Origin of the sequence: Lichenibacterium dinghuense (assembly GCF_021730615.1) — a bacterium.
In the GTDB taxonomy this organism is placed as follows: domain Bacteria; phylum Pseudomonadota; class Alphaproteobacteria; order Rhizobiales; family Beijerinckiaceae; genus Lichenihabitans; species Lichenihabitans dinghuensis.
The window spans coordinates 5,331,969-5,355,762 of sequence record NZ_JAJLMN010000001.1 but is presented as its reverse complement, the minus strand read 5'-3'; the positions used below and the strand labels follow the sequence as shown (position 1 = coordinate 5,355,762).

General features: G+C 68.6%; 17 protein-coding genes and 2 pseudogenes. 7 read left to right on the top strand and 12 right to left on the bottom strand.

Features of this window, described 5'->3' with window-relative positions; all coding sequences use genetic code 11:
- Window positions 1-32: 32 nt before the first annotated feature.
- The 9 genes and pseudogenes from L7N97_RS25740 to L7N97_RS25700 all read right to left on the bottom strand — a co-directional run bounded on the left by L7N97_RS25740 (window position 33) and on the right by L7N97_RS25700 (window position 10,305).
- Window positions 33-3,770 (bottom strand): AAA family ATPase, encoded by a 3,738-nt coding sequence (locus L7N97_RS25740; RefSeq protein ID WP_237481245.1) that lies wholly within the window; start codon window positions 3,768-3,770, stop codon window positions 33-35.
- Between the two features lies 1 nt (window position 3,771).
- Window positions 3,772-4,992 (bottom strand): exonuclease SbcCD subunit D, encoded by a 1,221-nt coding sequence (locus L7N97_RS25735; RefSeq protein WP_237481244.1) that lies wholly within the window; start codon window positions 4,990-4,992, stop codon window positions 3,772-3,774.
- Between the two features lie 221 nt (window positions 4,993-5,213).
- Window positions 5,214-5,900: a transposase gene (locus L7N97_RS30400; RefSeq protein WP_237481242.1), complete on the bottom strand. Its 687-nt coding sequence runs from the start codon at window positions 5,898-5,900 to the stop codon at window positions 5,214-5,216.
- 102 nt (window positions 5,901-6,002) lie between these two features.
- The gene (locus L7N97_RS25725) at window positions 6,003-6,500 is read right to left on the bottom strand and encodes a transposase (RefSeq protein WP_237481241.1); all 498 of its coding nucleotides are present in this window, start codon (window positions 6,498-6,500) and stop codon (window positions 6,003-6,005) included.
- Between the two features lie 151 nt (window positions 6,501-6,651).
- Window positions 6,652-7,203, bottom strand: a complete 552-nt coding sequence (locus L7N97_RS25720; RefSeq protein ID WP_237481239.1) for a transposase — start codon at window positions 7,201-7,203, stop codon at window positions 6,652-6,654.
- Window positions 7,204-7,372: 169 nt separating this feature from the next.
- Window positions 7,373-7,597, bottom strand: a pseudogene (locus L7N97_RS30395) (transposase family protein); the annotation flags it as partial.
- Complete coding sequence (locus L7N97_RS25710; protein WP_237481237.1) at window positions 7,597-8,205, bottom strand: IS110 family transposase; 609 nt, start codon at window positions 8,203-8,205, stop codon at window positions 7,597-7,599. The gene L7N97_RS25710 and the pseudogene L7N97_RS30395, both read right to left, overlap by 1 nt.
- A gap of 968 nt (window positions 8,206-9,173) precedes the next feature.
- A complete protein-coding gene (locus tag L7N97_RS25705) occupies window positions 9,174-9,416 on the bottom strand; it encodes a DUF6894 family protein (protein WP_237481236.1) in 243 nt (80 codons plus the stop codon).
- Between the two features lie 154 nt (window positions 9,417-9,570).
- Complete coding sequence (locus L7N97_RS25700) at window positions 9,571-10,305, bottom strand: Crp/Fnr family transcriptional regulator (protein ID WP_237481235.1); 735 nt, start codon at window positions 10,303-10,305, stop codon at window positions 9,571-9,573.
- Between the two features lie 287 nt (window positions 10,306-10,592).
- Between L7N97_RS25700 and L7N97_RS25695 the strand changes: the two genes are divergently transcribed.
- The gene (locus tag L7N97_RS25695; protein WP_237481234.1) at window positions 10,593-11,321 is read left to right on the top strand and encodes a DUF6894 family protein; all 729 of its coding nucleotides are present in this window, start codon (window positions 10,593-10,595) and stop codon (window positions 11,319-11,321) included.
- 124 nt (window positions 11,322-11,445) lie between these two features.
- On the opposite strand, the gene L7N97_RS25690 is transcribed toward L7N97_RS25695, so the two are convergent.
- The gene (locus L7N97_RS25690) at window positions 11,446-11,685 is read right to left on the bottom strand and encodes a hypothetical protein (protein ID WP_237481233.1); all 240 of its coding nucleotides are present in this window, start codon (window positions 11,683-11,685) and stop codon (window positions 11,446-11,448) included.
- A gap of 52 nt (window positions 11,686-11,737) precedes the next feature.
- Between L7N97_RS25690 and L7N97_RS25685 the strand changes: the two genes are divergently transcribed.
- Both L7N97_RS25685 and L7N97_RS25680 read left to right on the top strand, forming a co-directional pair.
- The gene (locus tag L7N97_RS25685; RefSeq protein ID WP_237481232.1) at window positions 11,738-12,004 is read left to right on the top strand and encodes a hypothetical protein; all 267 of its coding nucleotides are present in this window, start codon (window positions 11,738-11,740) and stop codon (window positions 12,002-12,004) included.
- 313 nt (window positions 12,005-12,317) lie between these two features.
- Entirely contained in the window at window positions 12,318-12,638 is a 321-nt protein-coding gene (locus L7N97_RS25680) for a hypothetical protein (RefSeq protein WP_237481231.1), read from the top strand.
- Between the two features lie 113 nt (window positions 12,639-12,751).
- Here L7N97_RS25680 and L7N97_RS25675 read toward each other — a convergent pair whose 3' ends face one another.
- Together L7N97_RS25675 and L7N97_RS25670 are read right to left on the bottom strand one after the other, a co-directional pair.
- On the bottom strand, window positions 12,752-13,273 hold the full coding sequence (locus tag L7N97_RS25675; protein WP_309242850.1) for a response regulator: 522 nt from the start codon (window positions 13,271-13,273) through the stop codon (window positions 12,752-12,754).
- Between the two features lie 43 nt (window positions 13,274-13,316).
- Window positions 13,317-15,452, bottom strand: a complete 2,136-nt coding sequence (locus tag L7N97_RS25670; protein ID WP_428981028.1) for an ATP-binding protein — start codon at window positions 15,450-15,452, stop codon at window positions 13,317-13,319.
- Window positions 15,453-15,660: 208 nt separating this feature from the next.
- On the opposite strand from L7N97_RS25670, the gene L7N97_RS25660 reads away from it, so the two are divergent.
- The 4 genes and pseudogenes from L7N97_RS25660 to L7N97_RS25645 all read left to right on the top strand — a co-directional run.
- Entirely contained in the window at window positions 15,661-16,725 is a 1,065-nt protein-coding gene (locus L7N97_RS25660; RefSeq protein WP_237482112.1) for an IS630 family transposase, read from the top strand.
- A 353-nt stretch (window positions 16,726-17,078) separates the two neighbouring features.
- On the top strand, window positions 17,079-21,182 hold the full coding sequence (locus L7N97_RS25655; RefSeq protein WP_237481229.1) for a PAS domain-containing protein: 4,104 nt from the start codon (window positions 17,079-17,081) through the stop codon (window positions 21,180-21,182).
- A gap of 157 nt (window positions 21,183-21,339) precedes the next feature.
- Entirely contained in the window at window positions 21,340-22,932 is a 1,593-nt protein-coding gene (locus L7N97_RS25650; protein WP_237481228.1) for a hypothetical protein, read from the top strand.
- A gap of 203 nt (window positions 22,933-23,135) precedes the next feature.
- A pseudogene (locus L7N97_RS25645) lies at window positions 23,136-23,741 on the top strand (YsnF/AvaK domain-containing protein); the annotation flags it as partial.
- Window positions 23,742-23,794 lie beyond the last annotated feature (53 nt).

Sequence of the window (23,794 nt, the reverse complement as noted above, 5' to 3'; positions counted from 1 at the left end):
TGACGCTCGCGCGCCCCGGTCGGTGCCGCAGATCAGGCCGCTCGAACCTCGACGACGCTCCTGCCGCCGCCCCGCTTCGTGACCCTGACCTGGGTCGGTATGCGCTCCACCATGGCCGCGACGTGGGTGACGACGCCCACCTTGCGGCCGAAGCCCTGCAGCGTCTCCAGCGCCTCGACGGCGACGTCCAGGCTGCCGCTGTCGAGGGAGCCGAAGCCCTCGTCGATGAGCAGCACGTCGCACGAGCCCTGACGTCCCTCCAGCCCCGACAGGGCCAGGGCGAGCCCGAGCGACACGAGGAAGCGCTCTCCGCCGGACAGGCTGCGCGACGCCCGGACCTCGCCGCCCATGTCCATGTCGGCCACGTGCAGCGACAGCGCGTCCCCCCGGGCGAGGCGGTACCGGGGCGAGAGCATCCCGAGCTGCTCGTTGGCCAGGGCCACGAGCGCCTCGAGGGTGATCTCCTGCGCGTACTGGCGAAACGTCGCGCCGTTGGCCGAGCCGATCGCCCGGTTCACGTCGGCCCAGGTCGCGTGCTCCGCCGCGACCTCCTCCATCTCTCTCCTCATCGCGTCCACCTTGCCGCGCTCGCCGTCGTCGCGCCGGAGGCGATCCTCGAAGACGCCGACGCTCCGCGTGCGCTCGCCCACCCCGGCGTCCAGGGCCGCCAGCCTCTCTGTGGCATCTTCCGGCAGGGCCGTCCCGGGCGCCTCGGTAACGGCCCGATCCAAATCCTGCTGCCGCGTGGCGAGCAGCCCCATCGCCGTCGCCAGCTTCCCGTCGAGCGTGACGATGTTGGACCGCACCGTCTCGACCTGCTCTCTCGTGATCGCGAGCAACTCGGTGACGCGCTCGGACGGCAGACCGACGGCGTCACGTGCGCCTGCCATGACCTGCGTGGCCACCGCATGCGCCTTGGCCTTTGTAGCCGCCAGGGCTGCAGCCCTGTCGACGCGCTCGCTCGCGGCCTTGACCTCGCTCAGGGCGAGGGCACTGGCCGTCCGCGCCTCCGCGAGCCCGTCACGCGCCTTCTGCGCGGCGGCCTCGAAGCGGTTCCGGTGCGCCTTCACCGGCTCACCGTCGAGCATGGCGGCACGTTGGGTCCTCAGATCCGCGAGTTGCCCCTCGGTCGTCTGCAGGGCCGTCGCGACCTGCCCGTGGGTCTCGACCGCGGCCTTCTCCACGTCCACCGCCGATCCGACCTTGGCGGTCGCCAGGGCCAGGTCGGCGTCGAGGGTGGCCACCTCCTTCCGGAGTGACAGGCGGGTCGTGGCCAGCCCTGCCAGGACGGCTCCCGTCCTGGTGGGATCAGTGTCGAATGTCTCCCCGCCCAGGCTTCCGGCCGCGAGATATGGGAGGAGGTCCGCCCGGCTCGCCGAAGCCTGTGCGTTGGCAGCATCCCGCCGGGCGCTGGCGGCGTGGATCTCCAGATCGACCGCATGTCCGTCCTGAGTCGCCTTGGTGGCCCGGGCCACGACGGCGTCGACTTGGCGGACAACGTCGTCCCGCTTCGCTGACGTGGCATCGGCCTCCTGCCCGAGACGCTCGGCTGCGGCGATACCCGCCGCGACGAGCTTGCGGAGCTCTCCGACCCGGGTCGACAACGTGGCCCAAGCCGACGTCGCATCGGCCGCGTCGATCGACGGCACCGTGCCGTCGAGGCCGCAGGTCGCCATGGCAGCCTCGGCCTCGGGCAGGCGCGCGTCGAAGGCCGAGCGCGCCTCGGCGGCGTCGGCGATGGCCTCGTCCAACGTCCTCTCGGCCGCGGTGGCCTGTCCGGCCGCGGTCGCTCGCGCCTCGATGGCGCCCGACCTCATCTTGAGCGCGTCCTCGACCTGGACGTCCAGCTCGTCCCGGTGCCGCCGCAGCTCGTCCACGAGCCGGTCCATCTCGGCCGACGTGGTGGCGCGGTGCTCGAGGGAGCCGCAGACCGGACAGGGCTCCCCGTCCACGAGGGACGCGCGCAGGGCCATGGCATGGTCCGAGGCGGCGACCTCCGCCCGTCGCGCCGCCGTGGCGATGCCGCGCTGTTCGGCCTGAAGGAGGCGCCCCGCCTCCTCAGCAACGCGCGCCTGGTCGTCGGCGGTCGCGACCGCGGCCTTGGCGTTCGTCAGGTCGCGCGAGGCCGACGTCCGCAGCGAGGTCGCACGGACGTGACGCCTGTGGTCCCGGTGCACGTCGGTCAGCAGGGCCGACAGTGCTTCGGTCGCCTGCCGCCGCTCGATCAGTCTGGGCAGGTCCTGCGCCTCGCGCCGCACGCGCAGCCCTGCGATCTCGCCATCGAGTCGGCCTCGCTCGTCGACGAGCAGGAGACGCTCGGCCTCGGCGCGCTCGGTCATCCGGCGGCACTGCTCCGATCGCGCCTGCAGCCCATCGAGCTTGTTGTGCTCGACCTTGACCCGTGCGAGGGCGTCGACGTGCGCGTCGCAGAGGTGCCGGACGCGGCCGGCATCGTCCGCAAGCCCGTCGTGGGCCGTCGTGTCCGCCAACCGTCGCTCGGCATCGCGACGACGGTCCTCGAGAACGGCGAGGCTCTTCCGCGCGCCACCGACCTTCGCGGTCGCGTCCGCGAGCGCCACCACCGCCTTACCTTCGCGCTCCTTCAGGGCGCGCACGTCGCGGGTCGCGGCAACGCACTCGGCATCGACGCCCTCGGCCTCCGCCCAGGTGGGACGGTGAGCCTCGACCGCGGCGGCCGCCTGACCGTGAAGCTGGTCTGCTTCGACGAGCACGGCATCTGCGGAGGAGGAGGCGCCGTCCAGTCGGGCGTGATCGCACACGGCGTCGGCGTGCTCCTGCGTGGCGAACCGACTGTCGCCCGCGGTGCGCCGAAGGTCCGCGTCGAGGACGCGCAGCGGCTCGACCGCCTCGAACTGTGCCAGGCGCGCGCGATCGTCCGCATGGGCGTCGAGCGCGGCCTGTGCCGTTGACACCTCCGACGAGGCTCCCTCGACCAGCGCCTCGCAGATGCCGACGCGCTCGGCATGCCGCAGGGCGACGGCCAGGGCGTCACGCTCGCCGGTGACGTCGGTCAGCTCGGACCGCGCGCGGGCGAGGTCCGCCTCGAGCGCGGCGCGCTCCTCCGCCGTCATCAGGCCGACCGCGTCCAGGCGGACGCGAAGGTCGTCGACGCGGCGGCGGCGCGTCTCCGTCTCCTGGTGCACGCGCATTGACAGGGTGGCGTAGATGCCGGTGTCGGTGATGCGCTCCAGCACGACCGCCCGGTCACTCTCCGGCGCAGTCAGGAAGGCGTCGAAGGCCCCCTGCGGCAGGAGCACGGTCCGAACGAACTGCGGGTAGGTCAGACCGGTGAGCCTGGGGACCTGCTCGCCCACACCGGTCACGCCCTCGGCGACCGTGCTCCCGTCAGGCAGGCGCGACAACACCCGACCCGCCTTCTGCAGCGCGCCATCGATACGACCGCGGGCCCGGGCGACCGACCAACGGACGCGGTACGGATGTCCGTCGGTCGCCTCGAAGTCGACCTCGGCATGGCCGAGCCCCGCGCCCCGGCTGAGGATGGCCCGCGCGTCACCGATGGTCAGCGTGCCCCCGCTCGGGTCAGGGGTGCGCGCGTTGCCCGCCCCGCAGACGCGGGGATAGTCGCCGTAGAGCGCGAGGGTGATGGCATCGAGGATGGTGGTCTTGCCCGCGCCCGTGTCGCCCGTCACGGCGAACAGGCCCGCCCCGGCGAGCGGCGGCATGGACAGGTCGACCTCGAAGGCGCCGAGGGAGGCGAGGTTCGAACCGCGGACGGCTATGAGGCGCATCTCAGATCCCCTCTCGCAGGAGTTGGAAGACGTGGTGGTGGCGTGGCTCCGGGGCGTGCCCGATCTTCCGCTCGAAAGCGGCCTCGAAGACCTTCACGGGGTCGATGTCGGCCAGTCGCGTGGTGGCGACCCGGGCGATCTCCTTGACCACCTCCGGCAGGGGCGTGAGTCGGACGTCGACGACGCGCACCGGGAAGCCCTCGGCGACGCGGTCGATCTCCTCGCGGAAGCCGGGCGGCAATCCCTCCCGCGACAGCCGGACCTGGACGAAGGGGCGCCGGTCGTGCGGCAGGTCCGGCGGCAGGCCGAGGGCAGCGAGATGGTCGCCCAGCTCCGCCACCCTGACCTCGCCCTCGCCCGGGACGCGCAGGAACCCGACCGGACGGTCGACGACCACGTGCTCGAACCGCGGGACGGCACCGTCGAGCGTCACCAGGGTCACGCCATGGCGGTAGCCCATCTCCGTCGCCGACAGCGGCATCAGGGACCCGCAGTAGCGCACCTCGTCCCTGCCGACCCGCTGCGCGCGGTGGAGGTGCCCGAGGGCAACGTAGGCCGCCTCGGACGGGAAGACCTCGTGCCCGACGGCGTGCGCGCCACCGACGAGGATCCGGCGCTCGGAACCCTCGCTCTCAAGGCCACCCGCAACGTGCAGGTGGCCCGTCACGACGACGGGGACGCCGTCGTGACGGGGGCGGGTCATGGTCCACAGCTCGTCGTAGAGGGAGCGCACCGCCCCGGCCACGGGCGACCCGTCGCCCTCGGCCTTGAGTGGCGGAAGGCAGGCGGCGGTCGGATAGGACACGGCGAGGACGTGCGCGGCCACGTCACCGCGGACCCGGACGGGCACGAGGTGACGGTCCGCATCGACCGAGCCGTCGCGGCGCCTGACGCTGCCGACGACCGTGACGCCGAACGCCTGAAGCAGGGGATCGGGCGCCTCCAGACGCGACGCCGCGTCGTGGTTCCCCGCCACCACCACGACGCCCATGTCGGGCCTGTCCCGGTGCAGTGACGCCAGGGTGTCGTAGAACAGGCGCTGGGACGGCCCGGACGGGTTCTGCCCGTCATAGACGTCGCCCGCGACCACGAGCAGGTCCACCTCGCGCTCGACCGAGATCCGCACCACGTCGTCGAGCACGGCCCGGTGTTCCCCGTCGCGCGCATAACCACGCAACGTCTGCCCGATGTGCCAGTCGCCCGTGTGAAGGATTCGAAGCACGCTTCTTGTTCCTGTTCCGTTCGAGGGTCGCCCTTTATGGGGCTGACGTCTTCGACGGAAAAGGGGTGGTGGTCGACAAGCCCATGAACTCCTGCCCGCCACGGTTAACGAGGTCGTGCGGAAACGACCTTCTGCCTGAGCGGCTGAGTCACCGTGCTGCGTCCTCGAAAGGATGGGGCAGTAATCCTTTGACGATGGTTGGGGGGGGGACTCCCCACCATTTAGCAAGCAGTTTTTGCGGTGAGGTTGGGGTCGAAGCTCGACCCTGTTTTCAGCATGGCGCAGGCCACGCCGAGGAGCCTGTCGGCCACGGACCGGAGTGCTCTGGCATGGCCGTGGCCGCGCGCTCGCAGGGCCTTGTAGCGGGCCTTGCAGGTCGGGTCGTTTTGGGCGGCGACGCGCGCCCAGTGGTAGACGGCGTTGCGCAGCCGGACATCGGCCGCCTGACGCATCAGCACGACGCAGCTCTTGCCGGATCGCTTCGTGACGGGCGCCACGCCGGACAAGCAGCGCAGGGCCTGGTAGTCTCGTCGCTGCAGGGCTTCGGACGCTTCTGCGAGCAGCGTGGCGATGACGATCCTTCCGACTCCCGGCAAGGATCTCAGGATCGTCACGTCGCGCTGCTCTTTGTTCTGCCCCGGCGCGTCGGCCGCCTCGGCAAGTTGTCCCGTCAGCCGGTCGAGCTGGTCGTCGGCATCTGCGATCTGACGGTTCACGAGCTGGAGCCGCTTGGCCACGGCCTCGAGATGGGCTGTGGCCGCGCTCACCGTGCCGGGTGCGACGGCGACCGGTGTTGCGCGCAGGCGTTCGAGCACCTGGGCCGCGGTGAAGCGCCGGATGCGATGGCTTTTCAGCAGTCGAGCGACAGTCCCTTCCCGGATCTTCTTGGCTTTCTCCGGCGTCGGCACGAGCTTCCAGAGTTCCAGGAATGTAGCGCGGCAATCTGGGGCTCTTCCGCACTTTCGGTGCAGGCGGAGCGGGTTATCGCATTGGCGGCGATGCCTCGTTCTTCACGCGGCCAGCATTCTGGCTCGGAGAACATCGTAGCCGGCGCGGCCGTACATGGAGCGCTTGAGCGTCTTCAGTCGGTTGATGTGTCCCTCGACCGGGCTCGTGCTCCAGGGCCCGGTGATGGCGGCCGCCACGGCCGCCTTGTCGCGCGCCACCCCCGTCGCCAGCCCGCTCAGGTCGCTCTCGGTCGCTGACGCGATCCAGGCGTCGAGGCCCGACGCATCGCCGCCCCGAACCAGGGCCGCAAACCTCCGCGCCAGGATGGAGGCGGTCGCCAGCGCGGGTTCAGCCGCCGTCAAGCGCTCCACGTACGATCGCTCGGCCGCCGTCAGGTCGTCGCGCTCGCACCCGAGCAGCCATGCGCACCGCCGCCGCGACGGCCGGGGCGCGGCGGACGGCATCGCAGCGGTTTCGGAGCTGCCAAACGGGTCGGCGCTCCGGAGCGGGGCCGCCCAGCGGGCGAGCGTCGCGAAGCTGCCCTTGTAGCCGTCGGCCACGATCTCCCGCCATAGCTGCCTCGTGTTCCGGCAACCCTCGCGCCAGCGGCGGTCGAGATAGGGCGGAACGGATCGACGAGGCTCGCCACCGGAGGCCGGCGATGCTCCGGCTCGCCCCCGGCTGCCAGCCATCGCTCGACGGCGCGCTGGCTCATGCCGACTTCACGGGCGATCCGGCGCGGGGGCATGCCGTCGGCCTGCAGCTTGCTGATCGCGGCATAGCTCTCGGCGCGGCCTGTCGGCGCTCGTTCCTCAACTCGTCGATGCCTGGATGGCACACCGGCACCTTGTGCAGACCCGGTTGCTCGGGCCTGCTTCGCTCGATGCCGCCCGCGGCCGACACGGCGCCGCGATGCCGGCCCACGGCGGCCCGGAGCGCGTCACCGAGGTTGTGGAGCAGGTGCCAGCGGTCGGCCGCCTGCGTGGCCCGGGGAGCGCCGTCCCGAATGGCCCGGGCGAAGACCGTGGCGCGGTCGCGCGCGATGACCGCCACGCCCGGATGTCGCTTCAGCCACGCCGACACGGTGCCGGCCTCGCGGTCGGGCAGGAGGTCCAGCACGCGCCCCTTCTCGAGATCACATAGGATGGTGCCGTAGGTCTGGCCGCGCTTCCAGGCCCACTCGTCGATGCCGATCACGCGCAGCGCTTCGGGCGCCTCCCAACGGGCGCTGCGGATCAGCCGCAGCAGCGTGTCGCCGCTCACCGGCATCGCGAGACGGTGGGCGGGCGCGATCCGGCTCGCCGCCGACGGCCAGACCGATGTAGCGCTGGATGTCGCCGAGGCGTTGTGACCGCCGCGCACGAGGAGCGGCGACCAAGGGCAGCCGCTCAGCAAAAACCCGGCGCGGACAGTCGACCGTGGTGCAGCGGAAGCGCCGCGCCCGCACATGGATGGCGACGGGCCGCCCCTGGTGAGGCAGGTCGGCGAGAGTGCGGGTGTAATGCGAGTGTGTCCGGGACGAAGACCGCCCGCAAGCTGGGCAGGCTGCCCGGGTAGCACTCGGGTGCGTGGTGACGATGACGCGCTCGGGACCCGTGACGACACGGTCGACGACGAGGCCGGCGGGAATGAGGGGCAGAAGACGCTTGGACACCATCAAAGATAGGTTGTCGCCGTCACCTTGCAATCAGAGTGACGCCTGGGCTGCACCGAAAGTGCGGAAGAGCCCTTGATCGCCGCTGAACACAGGAACCAGGGCGCGGCGACGTCGTCGGCCAAGTCCAGCATCTGCGGATAGTAGCGCCACAACAGTTCCCGGACGCGATTGCCGAGCCGGTTGCGGTCGTGGCGCAGATCATCGCCGATGCGAGACCATTCGCGCAGTTCGACGATGACCGGATCCAGCGGTTCCAGGCGGCGCAGGCAGCGCGGGTCCGTGCGCAGCGCGTCGGCCAGCACGTGAGCGTCGCGGCTGTCGTCCTTGGCGCCGGCGGGCGAGAACCGGTCCCGGAAGCGGTCGAGTTGCTTTGGGTTGATGGAATGAACGCGGAAGCCGCGCTCCATCAGGCTCTCCACCACGGGGCCGTGCGGCACCTCGATGGCCACCGACACGGCGTCCGGCGCCGCTCCGGTCTGCTTCTCGATCCAGGCCGCCATCTCGGCCAGGCCCTCGCCGCCGTGGGCGAAGCCGCGCTCGCCCATCTTGCGGCCCTGGGCATCGATCACGAACACGTGGTGCGTCGCCGATGCCCAGTCGACGCCCACGAACCAGTCCCGACCTCGATCTTCCACGACACCCTCCATCGGCTTCGAGCCGCCGCAGTGCCTGCCGATCCCTGTACTGGCGCTCGAAGGCGCGGACTCCCCACCAGGCATCCACCGTGGCATCCTGCCGAGGCACAGGTCCCCCCCAGGGGCTCAAAGCTCAGGGGGCGATGGGTAGCTCTCAGCAGGCCGGCTCGATCCGGGCAGCCTAAAACGCGACCGACCGGATCGCTATGACGGGTACAGGGGGTGCCATCGCCATCCCGATTCTCGATCATACCTCTTCGAGAGACGCCCATATGCATCTCAGGGGTGGGCCAATCCTAAATCCCTGAGAACAGGATTATGTATATTGCAGTGCGGACGATTTCGCCCGTGTCCTACATCCAGATCTCGAAGAGGAAACGCCGCTCCGTGACGAAGCCTTGTTCACATCACCCCAGGCGATATGACGGTCCTGGTCGGCATCGTACTATCGCATGCCGCCCTGAAGCCCGCGGGGCACGCTCACGTCGACGGAAGTCTCCTACGACTCGACCTGCACCACGAGCCGAGGCTGATCGGAGCCGAGAGAGTCTTCGGCTGCGAGGATGTCGACGTCACCGTCAGCACTTGTCACGACACCACGAACTTCCGATCCTCGGTCTCCAGGGGGCCCCGACCAGGGTCGCCAGATCGATGATCCTCGGGGGCCGCGGCGATCTGGATGCAGATCGCCACGGCCCCTGCTCAATGGTGACGACGCCGATCAAAACATCAAAGGCCGCCACACCCGACGTCGGCGTTTCCGATCCCTTGCCCACCGGCACCATCGGCGCGGCGCCGGACGATGGGGGATCTGCTCCTCCCGCCATCACGGCCTCGACCCGCTTGTCGGCCTAGTTGCGGTAAACCTGGATTGGCGGTGAGTAACGCGCCATACGAGTACTGACTTGGCGCGACCTTCCGTCGAAGGGATTGCAAGAATGTCAGGCTTCAGATTTCCAAATCGTGGATAGGTTCAGTGTCGCGGTCATCACCACGTGATCCGTCGCGTCCCGCACGGCCGATGCTAGCTCGCCACCCCGCATCAAGAGCGGGTCGTCGCGCGCGATATCGCACAGCACTCGCAGCGCGTACCTGCCGACCTCATCTCGGTCGACGCATTCTTGCCCGTCTTCGTCGGTCGTGTGCAGAGTCCGACTGTGAATGTCGAAGAAATAATGCGCCATGGCTGCGTCCTCACGTCGTGTGCGGGAGCGCGTCGGCGTCTCTCAGCCATCGGCGCACGGAACAGCTGCCGACGATGAACGGTCCATAATCCTTCGATCGTTAGGCCACACCACCAATTGCTTATTTCTTGTACAATTATTCTGACGAAGCGGATCACCTATCGATCCGTGGCGTCAAATGAAGGTAATTCGGATTGAAACCGCAAAACTTTTGCAGGCGGTCGAGGTTCGGGATCACCAGCTTGCGTCTGCTGAGAGCGATGAGGTTGGCGGCGCGTAGCTCTCCCAGTACGCGGTTCACATGGACAGGACTCAACCCAAGAATGTCGCTGAGGTCCACTTGCCGGAGGGGCATTTCGAAGCCGTCAGGCATGGCGAGACCGACCGTGAGGAGTCGCCGGTGAAGCTCGCAGAACAGGTGCGCCGTCTGCTGGTCGGCCGGACGCCGGCCCATGTTGACCAGCCACTCGCGCGAGATACCTTCGTCGGCCAAGGTCGCCCACCACAGGGCGCGAGTGATGCGGATGTGGTTGGCGGTCAGGTCGTCGATGATTGCGCGCGGCATTTCGGCGATGACGCTGGGCGTCAGCGTGCCGATGCAGTGATCCATGTGACCGAGGATGGCCACGTGCAGATCGCAGAAGTCTCCGGGAAGCAGCAGCGCCATAATCTGGCGCCGTCCGCCCTCCGAGATCTTGTAGCGACAAGCGATCCCGGTGAGCACGACGAGCACGTTCTCGGGCCGGTCCCCTTCGAGGATCAAGTCCTGACGAGCGTCGACGTCGCGGGTGCGGAGTTGGAGGCCTCGCAGAGTTTCACGGTCCTCCTCCGTCAGGAAGCCGCTCTGGTCGAGCTTGCGGATGAAAGTGCCTTGCCTGAGGTCGACCATCCGACGCGCCCGCTTCATGCTGCGTTGCCTTCGTCTCTTACCAACGGTTGCGCCCGACGTGAAGTCTGCGTCGCAGTTTGGCCACAACGGATTATGAATACTGTCCTATGTTAAATCGCGCAGACATTCATCGCAGCTTCCGAGCCGGCTCAGGGCTCAGCCAACAACCCCTCTCCGCTCGTTCGACCGTCCCGTTTCACGTAGCATTCCGGAAGGCAAGGCCTTAACGAGGCTGGCACGAGATCTCGGGCCGATCGACGCTCGATCTGACGCAACCGCGAGCGAGCATGCCTATCTTCTTCTGTCATTTCAGTGACGGTCAGCGATGGCTCGATGATGATCTGGGGCTGGACTTCCCTGACCTCGAACACGCCTACCTCGAGGTTTGCACCGCCATACCGAGGATGGCGCAGGATCTCCTGATCAAGAGGCTGGACCCACTGGCCGCCTCGTACAGGATCGCCGACGCGGCGGGCCGCGTCTTGATGGAAGTGCCGTTCACGGACGTGCTGCTGCCGTCGCAATGGCGGTTGGCCAAGGCGCGCCGCCGCCCGCACGAAGGTCCTCGCTCAAAACGCGCCCGTGACGACATGGCATTGAAGAGTTTCCGTCGAATGTTCGACACGGTGAACGCAGGCTGCGTCCTGATGACCCCTGAGATGCACGTCGTCGAGATGAACGAGTTCGGCGCCCGCCACAGTCACGTGGATGCGGAGGCGATCCGCGGTGTGTCGATCTTCGACATCTTCGCAGATCTGCGCGGTGAACCGAAGGTCAATTTCGGGCGCTTCATGTCCCTGGCGCAGGCAGGTGTCATGTCGGAGGTGGTCGATCTTCCCTATCTCGTGCAGGACGGCGATGGCCAGACGACGAACGGTTGGTGGAACGCCAAGACCTGGCCCATCTTCGATGATGACGACCATCTGCTCGGTTTTGTCGAGTGGGCCGAGCCGCACACCGCGAGCACAAGAGGGGGGATCACGAGGGTCAGCGTGTCGCGAAGCAAGCGCAGATGAGAGCACCGCACCTTGTCGGCCCCGACAGGGGGGAAAGGTCAGCCACGACGGTCGTCCCTGCCGGTCAGGGAGGCGGTGGCTTGGTCGTCCGCACTCACCGCCTGCCGTGCCGATCCCTTTTGGATCACGCCGACCGAAACGGCCGAGGGCGGATCGGGACACGTCGTCCGCACCACTCCGCCCGCATGTGCATCAACATTTCGATCTCCTCCCCTCGCAGCAGCGTCCGAAACACCATCGCGGCCAGGGCGTCGTCGGGACGTCCAGCGTCCTCGAAGGCGATGTGCACACCGTCGAGATAGGCCTGCGGATCGCTGGAGCGCATGGCGGCGTCGAGCAGATCCACTCGCTCGTCGGGCGACATCCTCACGGGCTCGGCCTCAATGAACGAGGCCGAGAGGCCTCACAGGGTCGAGGTGAACGACGAGGCGCGCTTCGTGCCACAGTTCGACCCGATCGCCGCGGGCCAGGATCTCAGCCTGTCGCATCGCCTCGGCATCGCAGGCTGCCTCGATCGGTTTCGCCATGGCGTCGATGTGGTCCGAACGGTTGATCCAGTAGAGGCGATAGAGTCTGCGGGCATCATGGTCCGACATGGCGCCACCTGCGCGTTTCAGGCGCGGGCATGGGCCGCCCGCAGTCGTCGCGTGCCTGAGAACAGCGCGATGATGGGCCAAGGCTGACATGGCGACCGCCGGCATTCAATAATGGCATGTTAGAAAGCCGAAATAGATTTCGGCATCAACCGACGGATAGGAGATCAAAAGATAAGCCGCCCGACCTCGCGGTGGGCGGCCCAAGTCTGTGGGAGGAACGTCCCGATGAGACGGCACCCGCGGGTGCACAGGCAAGATCGAGTCACATCTGTCTCGGTTCCAAACTGCGTCCGACCGGATCGCGATCTCAGATTTTCTCATATGCGTTTTTCTATCATATATTTACTATGATGCGCTCGACGTTTCCCGTATCTGTTCGGTAGCACCATAGGACGGTCCCATGCCGAGCATCCAACCTCAGACCCGCCGTCACTTCACCGACGCGGCGCGCGCGGCCGCCGCGGCGGCCCGCAAGGCCAAGCGTGAGGGCCCGGACAGGTTCGGACAACCGGAAATGTTCGTCGTCAAGGCCGGCGAGCGCGCCTTCACTTGGGAGCTTCGACGGTTCGGCGGGGTCGTGCTCCAGCGCGGACCCGAAGGCTTTCGCGACACGGCGTCGGCGCGGGCCGACGGTGAGGCGGCCCTGACCGATATGTGCGCGTCACCGAACCTGCCAAGGTTCAAGCGTGACCGGAGTCCGCACAAGGACCCGTCCGTCTGACCTACAAGGCGATCTGTCGAAGGCCGACCTCCAAACCGGGCTTCGTCGCCACGGCCTCCTCGCCGTCGAACCATCTCGGGGCTTCCTCCGAGGCGCCGAGCGTACGCAGAGGATCAGTCGAGCAGCGCGTCGGGCTTCCGGGCGTCGGGCATGACCTCCCTCAGGTGGTCGCGCACCGTCGCGGCGCTGAACGGCTTCCCGATGAAGCGCGCGCCCGTGGGCAGATCACCGTCGTCGGGCTTGAGCCGCCCAGACGCGACCACGACGGAGATGTAGGGCCACTTGACCGCGACCTCCCTGGCCAAGGCGAAACCGTTCCGATCGCCCGGCATCTCGACATCGGTGAACAGCAGGGACACGTCGAGGTAGCGGTCCTCCAGCACGAGCAGGGCCTCGTCGCCGCTGCACGCCTCCAACGTCCGGAAGCCGACGTCCTCAAGGATTTCGGCCACGTCCATGCGCAGGAGGCCGTCGTCGTCGACGACGAGTGCGAACGGGCGCATGTCGGATTGCGGTTCTCTCATGCGGGACAATGTTCGAGCGTGCAGGTTGTTGCGAGTGTGCGCCACATCCGAGGCGTGCGGGATCGCCGACCGGCCATCGTCGTGGATCTGGCTCGCGACGATCCCCGTCACGGCCAGGAACCGACCCGCAACGTATAGGCCGGAACCGGGCGTTTCAGGCCTCGATCAGGTCGCGGATGCGGTTTGCAAGATCGTCCATGGCGAAGGGCTTGGTCATCACCGCCATGCCGGGGTCGAGATGGGTTCCGCTCACCGCCGCCGTCTCGGCGTAGCCGGTGATGAACAGCACCTTCAGCCCAGGCCGCAGCACGCGGGCGGCGTCGGCCACCTGCCTGCCGTTCATGCCACCTGGCAGGCCGACATCGGTGACGAGAAGGTCGATGCGCATGTCGGTCTGCAGGATGCGCAGCCCGCCAGCCCCGTCCGCAGCCTCCACGGCGGTGTAACCGAGGTCCGCGAGCACCTCCCCGACGAGGAGCCGCACGGCGGGCTCGTCGTCGACCACGAGCACCGTCTCGCCATCCTCGGCCCGAGGCAGCGCGACGGGTCCCTCGTCCGCCTTCACCGGTCCTGCCGTCTCGCCGTCGTGGCGCGGCAGGTAGAGCGTCACGGTCGTCCCCAGGCCTGGTTGGGAGTGAATGCGGACCTGCCCGCCGGACTGCTTGGTGAAGCCGTAGATCATCGACAGGCCGAGCCCAGTCCCCGTTCCGAGCGGCTTCGTCGTGAAGAAGGGCTCGAAGACGCGGTCCACGACCTCGGGCGGCATGCCCGTTCCGGTGTCGGTGACGCTGAGCACGAGATAGGAGCCCGCATCGATGTCGCGCATGAGGCCACCGTGGGCGTCGACGCGACGGTTCGACGTCTCCACCGTGAGCCGACCACCGTCCGGCATGGCGTCGCGGGCGTTGATGCACAGGTTGAGCAGGGCATTCTCCAGCTGGTTCGGGTCGACCAGCACCGTCCAGGCATCGGGTGCGATGGCTATGTCGAGGTCGACCGAGGGCCCGATGGTGCGCCGGATCAGGTCCCTCATGCCTGCCACGAGCCGGCCCACCTCGGTCGGCTTGGCGTCGAGCGTCTGCCGTCGCGAGAAGGCGAGCAGGCGATGGGTGAGCGCGGCTGCCCGCTCGGCCGAGGACATGGCGAGGTCGACGTAGCGACCCAACTCGCCGATGCGCCCCTGGACGATGCGGCGGCGCATCAGGTCGAGCGAGCCCGTGATGCCCGTGAGCAGGTTGTTGAAGTCGTGCGCGAGGCCGCCGGTGAGCTGGCCCACCGCTTCCATCTTCTGCGACTGGCGCAGGGACTCGTGGGCCTTGGCCAGTTCCTCCTCGCGCGCCTTGGCCGCGGTGACATCGCGCCCCACGCCGAACATGCGCTCGCCGCCGGGCTCCGGCGTCAGCGTCCACGCCACCCAGCGGTGGGAGCCGTCCCTGGCGACGACACGGTTTTCGTAGCGGGCCGTCGATCCCGACGTCCGCATGTGCGTCAGCTCTCCGATGACCCGCTCAAGGTCGTCCGGATGGATCAGTCGAGTGTAACCGCCCGACATGATCTCGTCCTCGCTCCAGCCGAGCAGCCGCGTCCAGTAGGGGTTCGCCTTGAGCAGGGCGTCGTCGTAGCCGGCGACCACGAGCAGGTCCTCCCCGAGCGCCCAGAGCTGGTCCCGCTCGCGCGTGCGGTCGCGCACGTCGCCCTGCAGCGCCGCGTTGAGGCGCTTCAGTTCGCGCTGGGCCCTGGCGAGTTCCCCCATGCGGCGCGTGCGGCCGATGGCCTGCGCCAGGGTGGCGGCCAGCGTTTCCAGGAAGGCCGTGTCCGAGAGGGTGAAGTCGCGCTCGTCCGGGCTGTCCACCTCCAGCACGCCGTAGCGGTCACCACCGACGGCGACGAGCACGTTGAACGCCCGGTGGACATCGTGTTCCACGAGCAGCCTCGGCGTGCGGAACCGCGTCTCGGCCGCGAGGTGGTTCGACAGCACGGGCTGGCCGGTCTGGAAGGCGTAGCCCGCCGGGCTTTCGAGGTCGCTGCCGAGCCGCGCGTGGCCCACCGTGCCCGGCCGCCAGCCGACGCCGGCCCGCATGACGAAGCTGTGCTCGTCCGGCAGGTACTCCAGGACCTTCGCCAGGCTGCACTCCATGCCCCTGGCCGCGGTGCGGCAGGCCTCGTGCAGGATGGGGTCGAGGTCATCGGTGGCCAGGCTGAAGTTGGCGAACTCGGCCGCCAGCTCCTGCTGACGGAGGCGCAGCGTCAGCTCGGCGTTCGCCTCTTCGATCGTGGATGGGCTCGACATGGTCGCTCGTCGCTGGCGGCGTCCGCCGTTCTGGTGAGGAGGCGCTATGGCCGGATCGCCCTACGCAGGGACACCAGTATCACGTTGATGCCCGTCATACCGCGCTTGAGCATGGCCCCGATGCTCGTCGGAACTCAGGATGCTATAGCCCGATTCCGTGAGGATGCGGGGTTGACGGCGGGGTCGCTTTCGATTCGGTTTTGTGTCGATGATCAAGCGCCATTTCCTGAGCAAGGACGATCGTGCGCGGCTGACGGGCATCGCGCGGGATGGGCTTGAGGAGCATCGGGTCGCCCGGCGCGCCAACGCGATCCTTTTGTTGGACAAGGGCTGGAGTTGCGAGCAGGTTTCGGAGGCTCTCCTCCTGGACGACGACACGATCCGGAGCTGGTTCAAGGTTTATCGCGAGGGCGGCGTACCGGCTCTGGCGCGCTTCGACTTGGCGGGCGGGCACCGCGCCTTGACGGTGGAGCAGCTCACGGCCCTGAAAGCCTGGGCCACGGAGGCGCTTCCGGCGTCGACACGCGCGATCGGTCATCACATCCGGACGACGTATGGCATGTCGTACACGCGATCCGGTTTGATCAAGCTGATGGCGGCGCTGGATTTTGTCTGGCGCAAGCCTGACCTTGTGCCCTCGCATCTCGACCTTGCGGCGCAGGAAGCGTTCATCGAGCAGCATGAGCGGCTCCGCAACGGCCTTGGGGCCGACGAAGCGATCGTCTACGGCGATGCCGTTCACCCGACCCATCAGACGCGACCGGCGGGCGTGTGGATGCCGCGTGGCGCCGACGTCGCGGTTCCTGCGGCGTCGGGCCGTGATCGCATGAACATCCATGGTGTGATCGACCTGGAGACCGGCGCGACGCGGATGAAGGAAGTGCTTTCGGTCGATGCGCAAAGCACGATCGAGCTTCTGACCTCCATCGAGAACGCCTACACGACGATGCGTCGGATCCATGTCTATCTGGACAACGCCCGCTATCATCATGCCCGTGCTGTTCAGGATTGGATGAGGCAACCGGGACGGCGCATCGTGCTTCACTTCATCCCGAGTTACTGCCCTCACCTCAACCCGATCGAGCGGCTCTGGGGCGTGATGCACCAGAACGTCACCCACAACCGGTACTATGCCACATTCAAGGACTTCGCGGAGGCGATCCTGACATTCCTCAAGGAAACGGTCCCGAAGCACTTCAGTCGCTTCTCATCCCGAATCACCGATAACTTCCGCATCCGAGACCCAAAGGATTCTCGGGTCGTCGCGTCGTAGATGTATAGACCTCACGGGCAAAGAGTGTCCGATGCCCTGCAGGGACCATGGCGCCCGTATCGGGGTCCTCGGACGATCATGCACGACAACTTCGCCGCACCTGCCGCCGATCCCGCATCTCGTGCTATCCCGTCCGCCGACTGCCACGTGCAGACCGCGTCCGACTCTGATCCCCGATGACAAAGCCTCCTTCCGCTGTGGTCGGTGACATCGACCGCTCAGCGGCGATCCCCGGTCACGACACCCTGGTCATTCCAGGCAAGTCGGAATCCCACGACGTCGCTCACGCGGCCGGCTTCGCGGGCGCCGAAGTCCGTCATGACCTGGAGACCAGGGAGGCCCACTGGCGCGGCGTGCTCGACCACCTGGCGCAGGGCATGCTGATCGGGGAGGCGGTGCGCGACGGCATGGGCCGGATCGTGGACTGGCGCTGCCTCGACGTGAACGCCGCCTGGGAGGGGATGGCGGGGCAGCCGCGTGCCCATGCGCTCGGACGCCCCTTCCGGGACGTCGTCCCGCACGTCGGGGACGCCTTCGCCGTCGAACTCGAACGCGTCGTCGAGACGGGCGTGGCCTTCCGCCTCGAGCGGCAGGTCGGGGCATCGGGGAGGTGGTACGAAGGCGATGTGTTCCGGGTGTCCCGCGATCGTCTCGCCATCACCTTCCTGGACGTCACGGACCGCGTGCGGGCCGACGCGCGTCGGGACGCCCTCGTCCGGCTCGGCGACGTGGTGCGCGACGTCGACGACCCGGTCGAGCTTGCCTATGCCGCCGCTGAGCTGCTCGGCCGGACGCTGGACCTCAGCCGTGTCGGCTATGCCCAGATCGACCACGCGGCGGAAACACTGATCGTCGATCGAGACTGGACGGCGCCCGGCTTCGAAACTTTGGCCGGCACTCTGCGCTTGCGCGATTACGGCTCGTTCATCGATGCCATGAAGCGGGGCGAGCGCGTGGTGATCCGCGACGCGAAGCTCGACGCCAGGTGCACCGCCGAGCAGGCCGTCCTGCTTGAGGCGCGCGGTGCGCGCAGCTTCGTCAACGCGTCCGTGATCGAGTGGGGACGACTCGTAGCGGTCTTCTTCGTGAACTGTGCCGAGGCACGCGACTGGACCGAGAGCGACCTGCAGCTCATCCAGGACTTCGCCGATCGTACCCGCGTCGCGGTCGAGCGCCTGCGCAGCGAACGAGCCGCGCGGACAGCGGCCGAAGCGTTGCACGAACTGAATGCGACGCTGGAAAAGCGGGTGGCCGAGCGCAGCGCCGAACTCGATCGGGTATGGCAAAACGCCCAGGATCTGCAGGTCGTGATCGACGCCGACGGCGTATTCCTGACCGTCAGCCCGTCCGCGACGCGTCTCCTCGGCTGGGCGCCCGAGGAGATGGTCGGCCGCAGCCTGTTCGCGTTCATCCACACCGACGACGACGGGTTGGCCTCGCGGCAGGCGCTGCGTCAGGCCCTCACGGAGCCCATGCCGGCGCACCGGAACCGCTATCGGCACAAGAACGGAGGCGAACGCTGGATAGAGTGGCGCACCACGCCCGAGGCCGGCCTCGTCTACTGCTACGGGCGTGACGTCACCGCCGAGATCGAACAGGCCGCCGCGTTGCGCGACAGCGAGGAGCGCGAGACCGAGGTCCGATTGAACAATCGGCGCATGCAGACAGCCCTCGCGGCCGGGGCCGTCATCGGCACCTGGATCTGGGACATCCCGAACGACCGCTTCACCGTCGACGAGGCCTTCGCCGAGGCCTTCGGCCTGGACCCTGCGCTCGGCCGCGAAGGCATCCCGATGGCGCAGATCGTTGCCACCGTACATCCGAACGATCAGGCGGGCCTCGCCGACGCGATCGGCGCAGCCATCGAGCGCGGCGGGCGCTACGCCCACCAGTACCGCGTGCTCCGCGTCGATGGCCGCTATCACTGGCTGGAAGCGAACGGCCACGTCGAGCACGCCTCGGACGGCACGCCCCTGCGGTTTCCCGGGGTCCTCATCGAGATTGCCGCGCGCCGCTTCGACGTGGCCATGAACGGGCTGAGTGAGCGCCTGCGGACCTTGGACACGCCGCAGCAGATGGTGATGGCGGCCTCCGAGACCGCGGGTCAAGCGTTGGGCGTCACGCGCGTCGCCTACGGCGACGTCGACCCCGCAGGGCAGCGCATCGTCGTCAGGCCCGACTGGCTGGCCGCGGGCCAGTCCACCATCGCGGGCGAACTCGCCTTCTCGGATTTCGGCTCGTACATCGAGGACCTGCGGCGCGGCGAGGACGTGGTCATCGACGATGTCAGGCTTGACCCCCGGACGACCGCTCAGGTCGAGAACCTCCGCGGCATCGGCATACGCTCGCTCGTCAATCTGCCGCTCATGCAGCAGGGCAGGTTGAAGGTCGTCTTCTTCCTCAACGACTGCGAGCCGCACGCGTGGTCGGCCGACGAACTGGCCTTCGCCCGCCGGGTCGTGGACCGCACCGAGGTCGAGATCGCCCGGCGTGCGGCCGAGGACGGGCTGCGCGAGCTGAACGCGTCGCTGGAGCGACAGGTCGAGGAGCGCACCCAGGAGCGCAACCAGATCTGGCAGGTCAGTCGGGACATGCTGATGGTGTCCGACCTCGACGGCGTCTGGCTCAGCGTCAACCCGGCGCTGACCCGTGTGCTCGGCTGGCGCGAGGACGAGCTGGTCGGCCGGACCTCGGCATGGTTGAGGCACCCGGACGACCAGGCGCTGACGCACCTGCAGCTCAGGCGCTTGGTGGCAGGCGAGGCAACATCGTTCGAGAACCGTTTCCGGACGCGCGCGGGCGACTACCGTTGGATGTCCTGGACGGCCGTGCCGCACGAGGGTCGCGTCTACGCCGTCAGCCGCGACGTGACGGAGGAGCGCGCGCAGGCGGCGGCGTTGAGCGAGCGCACGGAGGCTCTGCGGCTGCACCAGGACATCGTGCAGTCGGACGGTTCGCCCATCGTCGCCTTCGACCATGCCTACCGGGTCACCGCCTTCAACAGGGCTCACGGCGAGGACTTCCTGCGCGTGATGGGCCGCGTGCAGGAGATCGGCGACGTCCTGCCCGACCTGTTCCCGGCCGAGCAGGCCGCGGCGCTCCGCGGCCTGATGGACCGCGCCCTCGCGGGCGAGCGCTTCGTCGTCGTCCAGAGCTTCGGCGACCCCGGGCGCGAGGTGCCGACCTGGGAGATCACCTACACGCCGCTGCGCGACGCTGACGGGCGCGTGACAGGCGCCTTCCACCACGCACGCGACATCTCCGAGCGCGTGCGCGCCGAGGCCGATCTTTCCGCCGCGCAGGACGCCCTGCGCCAGGCGCAGAAGATGGAGGCCGTGGGCCAGCTCACCGGCGGCGTGGCGCACGACTTCAACAACCTGCTCACCGTCATCAAGTCGTCCACCGACCTGCTCAAGCGGCCCAACCTGAGCGAGGAGCGGCGCGCCCGCTACGTCGCCGCCATCTCCGACACGGCCGACCGCGCCGCCAAGCTCACCGGGCAGCTCCTCGCCTTCGCGCGACGTCAGGCGCTCAAGCCCGAGGTCTTCGCCGCCTGCGACAGCGTGCGCGCCCTGTCAGGCATGATGGGCACGCTGACCGGATCCCGCATCCAGATCGTAACCGATCTGTCCGACGAGCTGAGCCACGTCGAGGTGGACCCCAGCCAGTTCGACACTGCGCTGGTCAACCTCGCGGTGAACGCCCGCGACGCCATGGACGGCGAGGGCCGGATCACCATCGCGGTCCGGACCGCGGACGCGATCCCGGCGGTTCGCTCGCACCCGGAACGGGACGGTGCCTACGTGGCCGTGTCGCTCAGCGACACGGGCTCGGGCATCCCGGCCGACAGGATCCAGCGCATCTTCGAGCCCTTCTTCACGACCAAGGAGGTCGGCAAAGGCACGGGGCTGGGGCTCAGCCAGGTGTTCGGCTTCGCCAAGCAGTCCGGCGGCGACGTCGCGGTGGACAGCACGGTTGGCGAGGGCACCACCTTCACGCTGTACCTGCCGCGCGTGGCGGCACCATCGCCCGCAGCCGCGGCCGAGGCGCCCGAAGCCCTGGCCGACGGGCTCGGCACTCGCGTCCTGGTGGTCGAGGACAACGCCGACGTCGGGACCTTCACGGTCCAGAGCCTGTCGGACCTCGGCTACGGCACCGTGCTGGCGGCCGACGGGCCCGCGGCACTGGCCGAGCTGGCGAGGGACCCGGACCGCTTCGACGTGGTGTTCTCGGACGTGATGATGCCGGGCATGGACGGGGTGGAGCTCGGCCAGGAGATCCGTCGGCTGTACCGCGACCTGCCGGTCGTGCTGACGTCGGGCTACAGCCACGTGCTGGCGCAGAACGGCACGCACGGCTTCGAGCTGCTGCACAAGCCCTACTCGGTCGAGCAGCTCTCGCAGGTGCTGCGGAAGGCGGCCGGTTGGCGGAGGCGGAAAGGTGCTGCCAAGGGTTGACCGGGCGGCCGCGACACCGGGCGAGATCACGGTGGGTCGGTCTCGACCGGTCGCATCCGGCGCACCTGAGGTCGCCGGGCCCGCGCTTCCCGAAGATGGAACCTTCTGCCTGGCATCGTGATCGCCAAGGCGTGTCATCTCACCGGAAGGTCGACCGTTGTTCACGATCAGAGAGGACGGCCTGTGGTGGTGCGTGGTCGGGGCCTCGCTGGTCGCGCTGCTCCTGGCGGGACGGGAATGGAAGGTGGGCCTGCCCGGAGCCAGGGCGAGGCCGCCGTCGCGGCTGCAGGCCGCGATGCGCTACGTCCACCGCTTCCAGCTGCAGCGTCCCGTGCTCGTCACGGTGGTGGTCACCCTGATCGCGTTGGGGTGCGCGTTCCTGCTCAGGACCACCGGGGTGTTCGCGCCCGCCGACAGGATCGCCGAGCTCGCCTCCCTGTCGAGCAACTTCGCGCTCGGGATGCTGACCGTGTTCACGCTGCTCGCGGGCATGGTCGCCGGCTTCACCTTCGTGGTGATCGGCACGCTCGGCGCGGCATTCACGCCGCTGCTGAGCGACCCCGCCATCCGTGCCCCCCAGTTCTGGCGCTTCCTGGCCTTCTCGCTCGCGGGCTCCTGCACCTCCATCGTGCTCCTGGTCTCGCCGCCGCGGTCGCCCGAGGAACTGCTCGTCCCGCTCGTGTGCTTCGTCGGGGCCCTGTTCACCCTGGCCATGCACATCCAGTCCGTGGCCCAGGACGCCAACCCCGCAGCCCTGATGCGCCGCCTCGTCGACAACGACACGCCCCCGGTCGGCTTCCGCGAATGGGCTCAGGGCCGCCCCGTCCAGGTCGGGCTCGCCATCGTGCGCGGGGCGCTGCTCAGGCGTGACGGACCCATCGCCGCCGCGGTGACCGGCGAGGTCGTGCGGGCCTGCGCCCACTTCCACGGAGTGTTGATGCGCACCTCGTCGACGGTGCTGCTCGACACGTCGAAGACCTGGGGCATCGAATACGTGTCGCAGGTGCAGAGCGAATTCCGGCAGTGGGTCGACGAGCTGACGCGCGCCGAGGTCCTCACACCCGCCGCCTTCGAGGCGACGAGCCAGATCCTCACCTACCCGATCGTCTGGGAGACGACCCTGGCGACGCGCCTGGACGAGGAGCGTGGCGGCTACGGAAGCCTCAGGACCTCCGAGGCCAGCGACGCGGTGCACGACCTCGTCGAGCCCCTGAGGCAGTTACTCGGCGCGACCGGGACCGCACGGGCGCCCGAGGGCGCGACGGCGATGGGCGACGTGCAGCGGCTTTCCATGCGGACGGCCGTGATCGGCGGCATGATGACGGTGATGGGGCAGGCCGTGGCGGCGGTGGAACGCGAGGCGGGCGGTCGGGGCACCCTGATCTCCGAGTCCATGAGCGAGCGCATCGCGGTCGACCTGGCCGTGATCGCGGCCATTCTGGCGGTGGACTACGCGGCTCACATCGCCGGCATCGGGCCCACCGACCGCTACGAGCGGCATCTCCTCCATTCCGCGAACCTCAACGTCGCGCGCAGCTACGAGGCGTTCTGGTCTCACCTCGGACACCGCGGCACGGCGACGGACGTGGTCGTGCGAGTCCTCGAGGAAGGGGAGGACGGCCTGGACGAGACATCGCACATTTTCCTCCGGGACCTCGCCCGATCTCTGACCATTGTCAGGAGGGGCTTCGACCAAGACGAGGCGGCCTATCAGAGCCACCTTCCCGCACGACGGGCCGCCCGGTCCTGACACGGGCTTCGCGGACGTCGGCATTCGGCAACCCAGGGGGCCCCTGTCCATCGTATCCTGTGTCCGGGACCATCGGGCGTGCATGCCCGAGACCCGCACCGGACGAGCGACGGCGATGACGCCCTGGGCGCGCGGGACCTTTCCAGGAGCGCCGGATTGCCCTCGTGGGTCCTTGACCCAAACCGCGCACGTCGCTGCGGACAATGGAGATCGACATGGCCGAGATCGACGTCGCCCAGTGGCTGGAGCAGTGGGTCGAGCTGAACCTGCACGCGAAGGAGCACGTGGACCGCAAGGCCGAGATGCACGATCAGGCCAAGGCCTGCGCGGAGGAGGCGAAGAGAGCAGGCATCTCCGTCACCGGGCTGAAGGACGCCGCCGACGGTGACCTCGAGACCTTCCTGGTCCGCCGCCAGAACGCAGCCTACGACCGCCGTGGGGGCGTCGCGGGCGTCGTCACCCCGGCCCGGGCGGACCGGGACGACGAGGTCATCCCAATCCTGGAGGAGCGGCTCGACGTCGGCAGGCGCGAGGTCAGCCATGGTCGCGTCACCGTGCACAGCCACGTCGTGGAGACGCCGGTCGACGAGCGGGTCTCGTTGCGGACCGAGAGCGTCCAGGTGGACCGTCGCCTGGTCGACCGCGCCATCAGCGCCACCGACGCCCTGTTCCAGGACCGCACCATCGAGCTCGAGGAGTTCGCAGAGGAGGCGGTCGTGTCCAAGCAGGCGCGCGTGGTCGAGGAGATCTCACTGCGCAAGGAGGTCCACGACCGGACCGAGACGATCCACGACACGGTGCGCCACACCGAGGTGGAGATCGAGGACGGACGCACGGCGACGGGCGCCGTCGGCGAGCGCGG

What these genes read in the sequence shown, in the direction of transcription:
- L7N97_RS25740 (WP_237481245.1), bottom strand. Translation starts at nt 3,770, where the DNA reads ATGCGCCTCATAGCCGTCCGCGGTTCGAACCTCGCCTCCCTCGGCGCC.
- L7N97_RS25705 (WP_237481236.1), bottom strand. Translation starts at nt 9,416, where the DNA reads ATGGCGCATTATTTCTTCGACATTCACAGTCGGACTCTGCACACGACC.
- L7N97_RS25700 (WP_237481235.1), bottom strand. Translation starts at nt 10,305, where the DNA reads ATGGTCGACCTCAGGCAAGGCACTTTCATCCGCAAGCTCGACCAGAGC.
- L7N97_RS25695 (WP_237481234.1), top strand. Translation starts at nt 10,593, where the DNA reads ATGCCTATCTTCTTCTGTCATTTCAGTGACGGTCAGCGATGGCTCGAT.
- L7N97_RS25690 (WP_237481233.1), bottom strand. Translation starts at nt 11,685, where the DNA reads ATGTCGCCCGACGAGCGAGTGGATCTGCTCGACGCCGCCATGCGCTCC.
- L7N97_RS25680 (WP_237481231.1), top strand. Translation starts at nt 12,318, where the DNA reads ATGCCGAGCATCCAACCTCAGACCCGCCGTCACTTCACCGACGCGGCG.
- L7N97_RS25670 (WP_428981028.1), bottom strand. Translation starts at nt 15,452, where the DNA reads ATGTCGAGCCCATCCACGATCGAAGAGGCGAACGCCGAGCTGACGCTG.
- L7N97_RS25660 (WP_237482112.1), top strand. Translation starts at nt 15,661, where the DNA reads ATGATCAAGCGCCATTTCCTGAGCAAGGACGATCGTGCGCGGCTGACG.